Source organism: Serratia sp. KH_031, from assembly GCF_057839655.1.
In genome coordinates this window covers 1,146,008-1,159,123 of sequence record NZ_CM174496.1, presented here as the reverse complement: position 1 = coordinate 1,159,123, position 13,116 = coordinate 1,146,008, and the positions used below count along the sequence as shown (strand labels likewise).

Annotated in this window: 12 protein-coding genes and 3 tRNA genes; 8 read left to right on the top strand and 7 right to left on the bottom strand. The window is 50.4% G+C overall.

Features of this window, described 5'->3' with window-relative positions:
* Positions 1-511 precede the first annotated feature (511 nt).
* Entirely contained in the window at positions 512-1,063 is a 552-nt protein-coding gene (gene syd, locus AC3ISQ_RS05095) for a SecY-interacting protein (protein ID WP_489351138.1), read from the bottom strand.
* 63 nt (positions 1,064-1,126) lie between these two features.
* Between syd and queF the strand changes: the two genes are divergently transcribed.
* From queF to xni, 3 genes are all read left to right on the top strand, one after another.
* Positions 1,127-1,975: an NADPH-dependent 7-cyano-7-deazaguanine reductase QueF gene (gene queF, locus AC3ISQ_RS05090; RefSeq protein ID WP_489351136.1), complete on the top strand. Its 849-nt coding sequence runs from the start codon at positions 1,127-1,129 to the stop codon at positions 1,973-1,975.
* A 180-nt stretch (positions 1,976-2,155) separates the two neighbouring features.
* Positions 2,156-3,520, top strand: a complete 1,365-nt coding sequence (gene ppnN / locus AC3ISQ_RS05085) for a nucleotide 5'-monophosphate nucleosidase PpnN (RefSeq protein WP_489351134.1) — start codon at positions 2,156-2,158, stop codon at positions 3,518-3,520.
* A gap of 47 nt (positions 3,521-3,567) precedes the next feature.
* Entirely contained in the window at positions 3,568-4,326 is a 759-nt protein-coding gene (gene xni, locus AC3ISQ_RS05080; RefSeq protein ID WP_489351132.1) for a flap endonuclease Xni, read from the top strand.
* A 156-nt stretch (positions 4,327-4,482) separates the two neighbouring features.
* Here xni and rlmM read toward each other — a convergent pair whose 3' ends face one another.
* Genes rlmM through AC3ISQ_RS05065 form a run of 3 tightly spaced genes read right to left on the bottom strand, consistent with a single transcriptional unit; the run spans position 4,483 to position 6,940 of the window.
* A complete protein-coding gene (gene rlmM / locus AC3ISQ_RS05075; protein ID WP_489351130.1) occupies positions 4,483-5,583 on the bottom strand; it encodes a 23S rRNA (cytidine(2498)-2'-O)-methyltransferase RlmM in 1,101 nt (366 codons plus the stop codon).
* Positions 5,576-5,971 carry a DUF423 domain-containing protein gene (locus AC3ISQ_RS05070; protein ID WP_489353134.1) on the bottom strand — a complete coding sequence of 132 codons (396 nt, stop codon included), beginning with the start codon at positions 5,969-5,971 and terminating at the stop codon, positions 5,576-5,578. Before AC3ISQ_RS05070 ends, rlmM begins: the two co-directional genes overlap by 8 nt.
* 54 nt (positions 5,972-6,025) lie before the next feature.
* Complete coding sequence (locus AC3ISQ_RS05065; protein WP_489351128.1) at positions 6,026-6,940, bottom strand: transcriptional regulator GcvA; 915 nt, start codon at positions 6,938-6,940, stop codon at positions 6,026-6,028.
* 448 nt (positions 6,941-7,388) lie between these two features.
* Here AC3ISQ_RS05065 and csdA point away from each other — a divergent pair, with 448 nt between their 5' ends.
* Together csdA and csdE are read left to right on the top strand one after the other, a co-directional pair.
* Positions 7,389-8,594 carry a cysteine desulfurase CsdA gene (gene csdA, locus AC3ISQ_RS05060; protein WP_489351126.1) on the top strand — a complete coding sequence of 402 codons (1,206 nt, stop codon included), beginning with the start codon at positions 7,389-7,391 and terminating at the stop codon, positions 8,592-8,594.
* 8 nt (positions 8,595-8,602) lie between these two features.
* Complete coding sequence (gene csdE, locus AC3ISQ_RS05055; protein ID WP_489351124.1) at positions 8,603-9,037, top strand: cysteine desulfurase sulfur acceptor subunit CsdE; 435 nt, start codon at positions 8,603-8,605, stop codon at positions 9,035-9,037.
* On the opposite strand, the gene tcdA is transcribed toward csdE, so the two are convergent.
* Positions 9,028-9,834, bottom strand: coding sequence for a tRNA cyclic N6-threonylcarbamoyladenosine(37) synthase TcdA (gene tcdA / locus AC3ISQ_RS05050; RefSeq protein WP_489351122.1), 807 nt, complete (start codon positions 9,832-9,834; stop codon positions 9,028-9,030). The genes csdE and tcdA overlap by 10 nt on opposite strands.
* A gap of 82 nt (positions 9,835-9,916) precedes the next feature.
* The gene (gene mltA / locus AC3ISQ_RS05045) at positions 9,917-11,062 is read right to left on the bottom strand and encodes a murein transglycosylase A (protein ID WP_489351120.1); all 1,146 of its coding nucleotides are present in this window, start codon (positions 11,060-11,062) and stop codon (positions 9,917-9,919) included.
* A 213-nt stretch (positions 11,063-11,275) separates the two neighbouring features.
* On the opposite strand from mltA, the gene AC3ISQ_RS05040 reads away from it, so the two are divergent.
* From AC3ISQ_RS05040 to AC3ISQ_RS05030, 3 genes are all read left to right on the top strand, one after another.
* Positions 11,276-11,352 (top strand) — tRNA-Met (locus tag AC3ISQ_RS05040).
* Positions 11,353-11,415: 63 nt separating this feature from the next.
* Positions 11,416-11,492, top strand: a tRNA-Met gene (locus tag AC3ISQ_RS05035).
* 64 nt (positions 11,493-11,556) lie between these two features.
* Positions 11,557-11,633 (top strand) — tRNA-Met (locus AC3ISQ_RS05030).
* Between the two features lie 181 nt (positions 11,634-11,814).
* On the opposite strand, the gene amiC is transcribed toward AC3ISQ_RS05030, so the two are convergent.
* Complete coding sequence (amiC, locus tag AC3ISQ_RS05025) at positions 11,815-13,071, bottom strand: N-acetylmuramoyl-L-alanine amidase AmiC (protein ID WP_489351118.1); 1,257 nt, start codon at positions 13,069-13,071, stop codon at positions 11,815-11,817.
* Between the last annotated feature and the right edge of the window lie 45 nt (positions 13,072-13,116).

Sequence of the window (13,116 nt, the reverse complement as noted above, 5' to 3'; positions counted from 1 at the left end):
TCCCGCTACAAAGTGTGCTCCCTGCTCAATCCTTGAAAACTTTTCCTTCGGCCATCCTGACCAAACAATCCTTGCTTATGTCCTTGTAACACCTTCCTGATGTGCTTCCTTAGTCTTCCTGACCCACCAACTCATCCTGTGCTGGTTCTCATTCTCCATCCTGGAGGTGTCCTTGGTTTCAATCCTGAAACATCCTGTGTATCATCCTGATACCGTCCTTTCACTCTTCCTGAGTGCATCCACTTCTTCTTCCTGAAGCTACATCATCCTGATGTTTCCTGCTCCAACCGGCTTCCTTCCGGTGAACATAAGATCGCTTAATTCCCCCCGAATCACAAGGGCTTGTTGCGAGTTCGAGTGGGTATTTTGCCCAAGATAAATCTTAGAAAAATCATAACGATTTGATTTAAATTAAAATAAACAAAATCATTACTGTTAGTTTAGGAAAATTAAAAGAGATGTCTCACAGCCCACGTGAGAGATCTCTCACACGTGAATGGGGTGTTTGTTATCAACTTCCCAAGGTTGGTCGCAAAGCGTCCAAGAAATTACCTAGTGATGTCGCCAAAAGTGCCCGTTTATCACTACCAAATTGTTCCAGCATCACATTGCCGCTGACGTTGCACAAAGAAATCATCGCCATTTCTGATTCCGTAGTTGCCAGGAATAGCGTCGGGGATAATTTCAGGCGCTTTTGCGTCACCAGATGACCAATCAGGTTCTCCTGCAAACGAATGAAATCGTCTTCACTCCATGCCTGCAACAGCGTCAGATGATGTTCACCGAATTGAGCGTACATATCTCCAGCATATTGCTGAGTGTAAAAAGTATGAATGTCTGGTTGTAGACGCAGCTCTAACGCGGTTTCTACTTTTTCCAATGTCGCCGCAGGTACAAAAATCTGTGGTAACCAGAGCACTTCATTATCACGGTTTTCAACGACACAAGGCGAAGGAACGCCATACAGGTCGCTACTGGCAGGGGCATGACCACGCTCTTGCTGCCAAAACTCCACATAGCGCTGGGTAAACTCACCCAGCGCCTGTGATACATCATATTCCATATTCTTTCTCGCATACGGTAAACTGACGCACATTGTACCTATCTATTACTGAGGTGACAGCATATGTCCTCATATCATGAGCATCAGGCGCTTTCTGGCCTGACACTGGGCAAACCTACTACCTACCACGACAGCTACGACGCTACGCTGCTGCAAGCCGTTCCACGCAGCATGAATCGTGAGCCGCTAGGATTATTTCCTGACAGCCTGCCGTTTCATGGTGCCGATATTTGGACGCTATATGAGCTTTCTTGGCTAAACAGCAAAGGTCTGCCGCAGGTTGCTGTCGGTGAAATCAGCTTAAATGCGGACAGCATCAATCTAATCGAATCCAAAAGCTTCAAGCTCTATCTCAACAGCTTCAACCAAACGCAGTTTACCGACTGGGAAACCGTACGCGACACGCTACAACGGGATCTCGCCCACTGTGCACAAGGCGAGGTTAGCGTCACTTTATTTAGCATCGATCAGCTTGAAGGCAGCCCAATTGCTGGTTTTTCCGGTGAATGCCTCGATCAGCAAGACATCACCATCAGCGACTATCAATTCAGCACCGATTACCTGCAAGGTGCCACCGATAATCAATCGATCGTTGAAGAAACGCTGGTCAGCCATTTGTTGAAATCCAACTGTTTGATCACCAACCAGCCAGACTGGGGTTCGGTACAAATTCGCTATCGTGGCCGACAAATCAATCGTGAAGCACTGTTACGCTACTTGGTGTCTTTCCGTCATCACAATGAGTTCCATGAACAGTGCGTTGAGCGTATCTTCAACGATCTGTTGCGCTTCTGTCAGCCAGAAAGCCTATCGGTCTACGCTCGTTATACCCGCCGTGGTGGTTTAGACATCAATCCATGGCGTAGCAACGTGCCATTCACTCCCACTCATGGACGCTTAGCGCGCCAGTAACTGAACCCTTGTTCAACAACTGAGCTAATGAATGGTTTGTATTGGTAAAAAGCCAGTGAGGACGGTAAGGTTAAATCGATTGCCCACGCAGAGTGGGCAATCGATGTTCTTGGCAGTGCGCAAAACTAATAACGAAATGCTGTTCTGCTGCTGTATGGATATTACGCAAAGGAGTTAACTTTGATTACACATATCAGCCCGCTTGGCTCGATGGATCTGTTGTCGCAGTTGGAAGTAGACATGCTGAAACGCACCGCCAGCAGCGACCTGTACCGTTTATTCCGCAACTGTTCACTGGCCGTATTGAACTCCGGCAGTCAGACTGACAACAGCAAACAACTGCTGTCACGCTACGAAACCTTCGATATCAACGTATTACGTCGCGAACGTGGTGTGAAATTAGAACTGGTTAATCCGCCAGAAGACGCCTTTGTTGACGGCCGTATCATCCGTTCTTTGCAGGCCAACCTGTTCGCCGTACTGCGCGATATCCTATTCGTCCATGGACAAATCGCCAGCGCTGGTCGTTTCCAGCATCTGAACATGGAAAATTCGGTACACATCACCAACTTGGTGTTTTCCATTCTGCGTAACGCCCGCACGCTGCACTTGGATGAAGATCCAAACATGGTTGTGTGCTGGGGTGGTCACTCGATCAACGAAAACGAATATCTGTATGGTCGCAAGGTCGGTAGCCAGCTCGGCCTGCGTGAGCTAAACATCTGTACCGGCTGTGGGCCGGGTGCGATGGAAGCGCCGATGAAAGGTGCCGCCGTCGGCCACGCGCAACAACGCTACCATAACAGCCGCTTTATCGGCATGACCGAACCTTCGATCATCGCCGCTGAGCCACCGAACCCGCTGGTGAACGAATTGGTGATCATGCCGGACATCGAAAAACGTCTGGAAGCCTTTGTGCGTATCGCTCACGGCATCATCATTTTCCCAGGCGGTGTAGGGACTGCGGAAGAGTTGTTGTATCTATTGGGCATCTTGATGAACCCAGAAAACAGCGATCAGGTGCTCCCCCTGATCCTGACCGGACCGAAAGAAAGCGCCGATTACTTCCGCGTGCTGGACGAATTCATCATGAATACTTTGGGTGATGAAGCTCGTCGCCATTACACCATTATTATTGACGATCCGGCTGAAGTGGCGCGGCAGATGAAAAAAGCCATGCCGCTGGTGAAAGAGAACCGTCGTAATAGCGGTGATGCTTACAGTTTCAACTGGTCGATGCGTATAGCGCCAGATCTGCAAATGCCGTTTGAGCCCACCCATGAAAACATGGCGAACCTCAACCTGTCGCCGAATCAGCCACCAGAGCAATTGGCTGCGGCGTTACGTCGCGCGTTCTCAGGTATTGTTGCGGGTAACGTGAAGGAAAATGGTATTCACGCCATCGAACAATTTGGCCCGTACAAGCTGCATGGCGATCCGCAGATGATGAAGCAGATGGACAGCCTGCTACAGGGCTTTGTTGCCCAGCATCGTATGAAATTACCGGGCACTGCTTACGTGCCGTGCTACGAAATCGTAGCGTAATCCTACGGGCGGCTCTGAGCCGCCCTCATTTTTTAAATTGAAAAAACATGCCAATACATTTACTGATCGTCGACGCACTGAACCTGATCCGCCGTATTCACGCCGTGCAGGGCTCCCCATGCGTTACCGCTTGCCAACATGCGCTACAACAGTTGATTCAGCACAGTCAGCCGACACATGCCGTGGCGGTATTCGATGAAGACGATCGCAGTGAAAGTTGGCGTCATCAATGTCTACCCGATTACAAAGCCGGTCGCACACCGATGCCGGATAACTTGCAACAAGAGATGCCGCAACTACGTCAGGCATTTGAAGCTTTAGGCGTCGCCTGTTGGCATTCACCGGGTAACGAAGCGGACGATCTAGCTGCGACGCTGGCAAATAAAATCGCCGCTGGCGGCCATCAGGTCACCATCGTGTCTACCGATAAAGACTATTGCCAACTCCTAGCACCAAATATCCAGATCCGTGATTACTTCCAAAAACGCTGGCTAGATCTGCCATTTGTACAAAATGAATTTGGCGTCCTGCCGCAGCAGTTACCTGATTATTGGGGGCTCGCCGGTATCAGCAGTAGCAAAATCCCCGGTGTCGCAGGGATTGGCCCTAAAACGGCAGTATTGTTATTACAGCAGACGGGAAGTTTGGACGCGTTGTATCAGGATTTAGAACAAGTACCGGAGAAATGGCACGGAAAACTGCAACAACATCGCGAAATGGCGTACATCAGCAAGCAAATTGCCACACTACGCACCGATCTAACACTAACCGGTAACCTACAACAACTGCGGTTACCGGCTCGTTGAATCTATATCCTGAAAATAGTATGCAATGGAATACCCTATAGATTTCAAGATACAGGTAGGCGGCAACAAAACGAATCCCTAGGAGCTTGGCCCTACCAAGTGACTAGGGTGAGTGACGGCAGCCAACACCCCTGTAGCTTGAAAGATGACGGGTATTTAGCGTTCGTCACGACGGCCTGGTACCGCCGACCACATCCGGCGCACATGCACGGTAATCTCTTCACGATCGTGATATAACTGTTTGGCATGGATCTCAGAGCTGATACCCACAGCATCCAACGCTTCTCGGATTGCCTGCAGATTCTGAGCAACTTCTTCGTAGCGTTTCTTCATCGGCAGTTTCAGGTTGAAGATCGCCTCACGGCACCAACCTTTCACCAACCACTGAATCATCAGGCTAGTGACCTTCGCTGGCTTTTCCACCATATCGCATACCAGCCAGTAGATATTGCTGCGCGTCGGCTCGAATCTAAAACCATCGGCGCGGTGATGCGTTACCTGTCCGGTATCCATCAGGCTCGGTGCCATCGGGCCGTTATCCACCGCGTGCACCATCATGCTGCGCTGCACCAGTTGGTAAGTCCAACCACCCGGACAAGCGCCCAAATCCACCGCGTACATACCGCTGGCTAAACGCTCCTCCCATTCATCCGCTGGGATAAATACGTGGAAAGCTTCTTCCAATTTCAGCGTAGAACGGCTCGGCGCATCGGATGGGAACTTGAGGCGTGGAATGCCCATATAGAACGGTGAATTATTATTGCTGTAGGAGTAACCCACATAGCAGCAACCGGGGGCAATAAAGAACACGTGCACCACCGGGCGAGATGGATTTTCGCGCGCCATTAACACTTTCTGCTCACGCATCGCCGCGCGCAACGGCACGGTCAGTTTACGGCAGAACTTCATCAATTCTTTGCTTTCGTTAGTGTCAGCCACTTCAACACGCAACTCACCACCACGATCGACCACGCCCATTAGCATACCGACGATCGGCGAAACACGATCCTCTGGCGGCAAATCGCGTAATAGTTCACCGACCACGATCATCTGGCGTGCAAAAATCAGCTCACGGAATGGGATCTCTTTCGCCAGACGATCGGCATCATCCTGCTGATAGCATTCAAACAACACATAGCCGCTATTGTCTTTGACTCGAGCAAAGCCGAAAATTTCTAGCTGTGCGGCTTTATCGGTAATTTCTGCCGCACACTCTTTTTCAAAACCTGGGCGGCAATACAACGCAATCTTATTCATGGCGCTCGGCCTTTTTCCTCAGACGCAAAGCGCCTATCAACATCAAAATCCAACCAATCAGGAAGCACACGCCGCCAATCGGCGTGATAAACACCCAAAGTTTCAGGTGCGACAGCGCCAGACAATACAGACTGCCGCTAAACAGTACCGTTCCGAGCGCCAAGAATGCCGCGCTCCAATAGAACCACAGGCTGACGCGGCGCTGCATCGCGACCGACATCGCCAAAATCGCCAAGGTATGGAACCCTTGATAATCCAGCCCGGTACGAACCCAGGCCATTTCATTCACGCCTAACGTACCACTGAGCACATGCGCCCCAAAGGCTCCCAGAGCAACGTAAACAAAACCACTGATAGCAGCAAAAATAAGCATTAAACGGCTACTCATCATTATTTACCTTATTAAAATCAACCGACGGCCACGTAACAGCCAACGGTTTCATTATTCATAGCGGAAGCGAAATTTATCCTGCTCACTGGCAGCACGCGCCAAAATCCATTGGCGAAAGGCGGCTATTTTACCCAGTTCTGCCTGACTGTCATGACATACCAGATAAAAAGCATTTTTACTGACCAACACATCGTTGAACGGACACACTAAGCGTCCGGCTTCAATCTCAGTCTGCGCCATCACATTATTGACTAGCGCAACCCCTTGGCCATGAACCGCAGCCTGAACCACCATCGCACTATGGCTGAAGATCGGTCCCTGCTGCACATTGATATGTTGCAATCCTAACTGACGCGTATAAGCCAACCAGTCACGGCGTGAAGTATCGTGCAACAGCGTATGTTCGGCCAGATCTCCCGGTAATTTTATCGCCCGCTCTCCCGTTAACAGGCTAGGAGCACAAACCGGCAGCAAATATTCTGCGTATAAACGTTCTACACGTACATTCGGCCAATTGCCACGGCCATAGAAAATCGCGACGTCAACATCGTCCGCCAGCTTGTCCTCTTCGCGGTCAATGGCTTGTATGCGCACGTCGATCCCCGGATAAGCTGAGTTAAAGCCAGAAAGACGTGGCACCAACCACTGGATGGCAAAACTTGGCGGCAAACTGACGGTTAATGCCCCCTTGGCACTACGTGCCTGTAACTTGCGCGTCGCCTCATTGATCGAAGAGAAAATCTCTTTGATATCGAGGTAATAGCTTTGCCCTTCTTCCGTCAGCAATAACGAACGATTGCGGCGGCGAAATAACTTCAAGCCGAGGAAATCCTCTAATGCCTTAATTTGGTGGCTCACCGCAGCCTGCGTGACAAACAGCTCCTCAGCAGCCCTAGTAAAACTCAGATGACGAGCTGCCGCGTCAAAGACCCGCAATGCATTCAGTGGTGGTAAGCGTTTTGACATGAATTAGCTACTTTTGTGTAACAACTTTATGAATGGTTCTGCATAAAAAATCGGATGGCATGATATCGCTTAATAAAGGATCGCAATACTCACCCTATGCCATTAGTTTTTTTAATCCGAGACATTATAAATTGTCCGTTGTGAGTACGCCAGCAAATACCTATAGTGACGCAACTTCCCCGGGCCGGAACGAAAAGGGATTGGGCGCTCAAAGTGTCGATGAACTTTTGGCTTTGTGGTTGTGATGTTGTGTTTGCAAATTGTCTGGTAATCCGGACATAGTAGCTAAGCTACTGTTTTTTTCACTTCCTGTACATTTACCCTGTCTGTCCATAGTGATTTTATGCAGCACCGCTAATTTTGCGGTGCTTTTTTTTTGCTTAAATATTTGTCTCAACCGCTAAAATAAGACAGGATCGCTTCTTACTTCAGCCAGTGAAATCAGGGTATGACGCCTTTTAATCCCACCGAATTCCGCCGCCAGTTTCCCGCAATTTCGCAAACCGGGATCTATCTGGACAGCGCTGCGACTGCTCTCAAGCCGCAAGCCGTGATCGACGCCACTCATCAATTCTATCGTGATGATGCCGCCACCGTACACCGCAGCCAACATCGCGCCGCACAAGATTTGACCGCACGTTTCGAACAGACTCGCCAACAGGTGGCTACGCTGATCAATGCGCCAAATGCCAATGATATTGTCTGGACGCGTGGCACCACCGAGGCTATCAACTTGGTGGCGCAGAGTTACTTACGCTCACGTTTACAACCGGGTGATGAGATTTTGGTCAGTGAGGCCGAACATCACGCTAATCTGATCCCTTGGTTGATGGTTGCCGAGCAAACTGGTGCTCGCGTAGTAAAATTGCCACTAGGCGACGATTTATTGCCTAATCTGGCACAATTGCCCGAACTGCTGAATGATAAAACGCGTCTGCTGGCCTTAGGCCAGATGTCTAACGTGACCGGCGGCTGTCCCGATCTCGCATTAGCGATAAGTTTAGCGCATCAGTTTGATGCCAAAGTGATGATCGATGGCGCCCAAGGCATCGTGCACTGCCCGGCCGACGTTCAAGCTCTGAATATCGATTTCTATGCCTTTTCCGCCCATAAACTTTACGGCCCGACCGGCATCGGCGCACTGTATGGTAGAAGTGACCTGTTAGCAGCGATGGCTCCGTGGCAAGGTGGCGGTAAAATGCTGACTCACGCCTCCTTCGAGGGCTTTACCCCACAAAAACCGCCACATTGCTTTGAAGCAGGAACACCTAATATTGCTGGCGTGCTCGGGTTATCTGCCGCCCTGAGTTGGTTGGAAACACAAGATCTGGCGGCGGCAGAACAATACTGTCAAGAATTAGCACAGATTGCCGAACAACGATTGGCACAATTACCGGGTTTTCGCAGCTTCCGCTGTTCCAACTCTAGTTTATTAGCCTTCGACATCGCCGGTATTCACCACAGCGATATCGTCACGCTACTGGCAGAGCAAGGCATCGCGCTGCGTGCAGGACAACACTGCGCCCAACCACTGATGGCAGCATTGGGTGTCAGCGGTACATTACGTGCCTCGTTTGCCCCCTACAACACCGTGGAAGATGTCGATGCACTGGTGGATGCCTTGATCAACGCCATCGACTTGCTGGCAGATTAGGAGACGCCATGATTGCCCCCCATCCTTTTGGCCGAGAGATTACCGCCGAAGCTCTGATCACCAAATTCACCGCACTTAAGCAGTGGGAAGATCGCTATCGTCAGTTGATCATGCTGGCAAAACAGTTACCGTCGTTACCCGAAGAGCAGCGTCAGTCAGAGTTAGAACTCAGCGGTTGTGAAAATCGCGTCTGGTTTGGGCATCAATTACTGAGCGATGGAACGCTGCATTTCTATGGCGACAGCGAAGGCCGCATCGTGCGAGGTTTACTGGCGGTGCTGTTGACCGCCGTCGAAGGAAAAACGCCACAACAGTTGCTGGCGCTCGATCCATTGATGTTGTTCGATCAGTTGGCGCTACGAGCTCAACTCAGTGCCACGCGTGCCAGCGGTCTAGCTGCGCTGGCCGCCGCAGTGAAAGACACCGCAAGCCACTACGCCTGACGCACCGTCTTCGCCATCATCTTTTTCAACGCGTGGGATACCGCAACAAAACCGAATGTGGCGGTCACCATGGTCGCAGCACCAAAACCAGCACTGCAATCCATGCGCTTTGGCCCTTCTGCCGTGCTGCGCGAAGCACAAACTGAACCATCCGGCTGCGGGTAAACCAGCGGTTCGCTGGAAAATACGCAGTCTATCCCTAGTTTGCCTTTGCTATTTTTCACCACGTTGAAATCGTTCTTCAGTCGCTCACGCAGTTTGGCCGCCAACGGATCTTGAATCGTTTTTGCCAAATCAACGACGGCAATCTGGGTAGGATCGATCTGCCCTCCTGCACCACCGGTTGTCACCACAGGGATCTTATAACGACGGCAATAAGCCAACAGCGCCGCTTTTGGCCGCACGCTATCGATAGCATCAATCACATAGCTGAAATTATGGTTCAGCAGCTCCGCCACGTTATCCGGAGTAATAAAATCATCAACGCAGGTGACACAACATTCAGGGTTAATTGCCAGAATCCGTTCCGCCATCACTTCGGTTTTAGACTGTCCAACATGCTGCCGTAGCGCGTGAATTTGGCGGTTGGTATTCGTCACGCAGACATCATCCATATCAATGAGCGTAATCGCACCAATCCCGGTACGTGCCAACGCTTCTGCCGCCCATGAACCCACCCCACCAATACCGATTACGCACACATGCGCCTCGGCAAACAGCGCCAGTGCCTGCTGACCGTATAACCGTGCCGTACCACCGAACCGTTGCAGATAGGCTTCTGAATAGAGAGTGCTCATAACGCGTTAATACCTTACTTTGCAAATGACAAGAGCCGGGTAACCTGAACCCAGCTCTTCATAGTTAAAAAACGGTTGTAGATCAGCGGGTAACCAATATCGAGCCACTGTTGGTTGTTGGCGATGTATTAGTGCTAAATACTGAAGGGCTAGGACTACCGCCACGCAGTACCCAAACTCGCCCATAGTGGTTATAAAAACCCGCTGAGTGTCCCGCTTCTGGGCCAATCCCCTGATAAATATCGAAGTGCTGGCCTTTAATCGCCCCGCCAACGTCCAATGCGACCATCAGACGCATTTCATATTTTCCGGTGAATTTACCCTGGTTATCCAGTAAAGGTACTTCAGCTAACAACGTGCTACCCGCCGGGATCAGTGAACGGTCAGAAGCCACTGAGGCTTTAGCAATCAACGGCACCGCGCTGGCGCCTTTCACCGGAGCGAAGTTTTCAGGGCGGAAGAACACGAACGAAGGGTTCTGTTCCATTAACTCACGCACTTCAGCTTCACTGTGAGTTTCAGCCCAATGGCGGATCGCCTGCATCGACATATCAGGCTTAGCGACTTCGCCACGGTCAATCAACACTTTACCGATACTGCGATAGGCATGACCATTTTTGCCACCGTAGCCGAAGAACACCAACGGTTGACCATTACCGAAATCAACATAACCGCTGCCCTGGACTTCCATCATAAAGTTGTCCATCAGCGAATTGGTGTACGCAATGATGTAGCGATCGCTCAATGCTCCGGAATAGATCTGCGCGCGACTCGGCAAACGGCCTTTACCTTTCGGTGGCATACGGTACAGCGGATAACGGAATTCACCTTGCGGGGTGTAACGTGCTTGCAATACAGGCGTGTAATAACCGGTAAACTGTACGTTACCGTAATTGTCTGCCCCTTCCATTTGATAAGCGCTGAGGCCGTACTGCGCGAGCTTGCTAGTATCAGCCCCCGAAGCCATCCAACTCTCTACCGCCTGATAGGTGTTGTTGTTGCGATTAAACAAAGACGGAGACGCATATTGGATTTCCATCAATTGGTTTGAGTAGTCCTTGCCGTTCACCGGCGTACCTTTAGCGTTTGGTTGATTCACCAATTCCAACGGCTGTTCCAGATGGCCATCTTTATACTGTTGCCCACGATCGGTTGGCTTAGAGGAACATCCAGCCAACACCGCAACCACTAACCCACCCAGTAGGTACTTACTCCAACGTCCTTTCATTACCCGCTCTCACACAAATAGGATCTACCAACGAACGATAGCAAACGCTCCCAGATAAAGGAATCTCAGGAATTAAAAAAGCCCAAGCAGCAGACAATGATGAAAAAGAACGCAACATGGGGAGTAATTCAGCAAAAAAATGCATTTCATTAGATTAATGGTCAAAAATGGTTGCAACATAATGAATGCAGCGTATAGTGCGCTTCCATCGGACGCGGGGTGGAGCAGCCTGGTAGCTCGTCGGGCTCATAACCCGAAGGTCGTCGGTTCAAATCCGGCCTCCGCAACCAACCGATACTGTACCAGCAGTATCAAATGAAAGGTTGGTTTCGATAATCTAGCATCAAGACGGACGCGGGGTGGAGCAGCCTGGTAGCTCGTCGGGCTCATAACCCGAAGGTCGTCGGTTCAAATCCGGCCTCCGCAACCAATTGATACTGTATTAGCAGTGTCAGATGAAAGATTAGTTTCGATAACATAAGCATCAAGACGGACGCGGGGTGGAGCAGCCTGGTAGCTCGTCGGGCTCATAACCCGAAGGTCGTCGGTTCAAATCCGGCCTCCGCAACCAATCTTGATGACATCAATTAAACACCTTAACGGGTGTTTTTTTGTATCTACCCTTCATACTTCAAACCGCCTCTGTGTTGGCTTTCCTCACTCACCCCAGTCACTTACTGAAGTAAGCTCCCGGGGCTTCGCTGCGTCGCCGCCTTGATGCGATTCGAATTATTTTGGGTAGCCAATCCTCTCTACCGACGTGCCAGTGCTCCGCCGTTGGAGAAATACGCCTTAATCCCTGCCAAAATGGATTCCGCTACTTGTTGCTGAAAATGACTGGTGCGCAGCTTACGCTCTTCATCAACGTTACTGATAAACGCGGTCTCTACCAGAATCGATGGGATGTCCGGTGCTTTCAACACCGCAAAACCGGCTTGATCGACACGATTCTTGTGCAAACGGTTAATTTTCCCCATTCGGTTCAGCACTTCCTTACCGAATTTCAGGCTGTCATTAATGGTCGCTGTTTGCATTAGATCGAACATGGTGTGATCCAGATAACGGTCACCACTTTTACTCACACCACCGATCAGATCCGACTCATTCTGAGTTTGAGCCAAGAATTTAGCAGCGCTACTGGTCGCCCCTTTTGTCGACAAGGCAAATACCGAAGAACCCCGTGCCGCACGGCTGGTAAAAGCATCAGCGTGAATCGAAACAAACAGATCGGCACGTTGTTTACGCGCTTTTGCCACCCGCACCTTAAGCGGAATAAACACATCCTCATTACGCGTCATAAACACCTTCATGTTTGGCTCTCGCTTAATCATGGTGCTCAAACGACGTGCAATCTGTAAGACGATATCTTTTTCACGCGTTTTAAATTTACCAATCGCCCCTGGGTCCTCACCGCCATGTCCCGGGTCCAGCATGATCACAATCGGTCTGTCACGCCCCGCTTTGCCCGGTTGTGGCGCTTCTGCCGGTGCAGGCAAGGTCTTTTCCAGATCGCCCTTGTTGTAATCTTCTAGCAATGCCAATAGGGGATCATACTCTTCACCGGAAGCACTTTTGGTGGGATAAAGATCCAACACCAAGCGGTTCTTGTACTCAGCCACTGGCGCGAGGGTAAACATATGCGGACTCACGCTTTGCTTAAGCTCCAGCACCAATCGGACGGTATTTTGGTCAAACTGGCCGACACGCACCTGCTTCAAATACGGATCACCCTTTTGCACTTGTTCGGCGATGCCCTTCAACACGCTATCCAGGTTGATATCTTCAATATCCACCACGATACGGTCAGGGTTAGTCAACGCAAACTGTTTATATTTCAGTGCAATATTGGATTCTAGCGTGACGCGGGTATAGGTTGAGGAAGGCCAAACACGAACGGCAATAACATGTGACGAAGCGGCAAAGCCCACACGGCTCACACTCAGCAACCAGGTTGCGGCAACCCCTTGTAATAAACGACGGCGGCCCAGATTGTGATTCGAGTTTGTCATGCGGCTCCAACAGGTAACAGATTAAAAAAACGCCAATAAAATAAG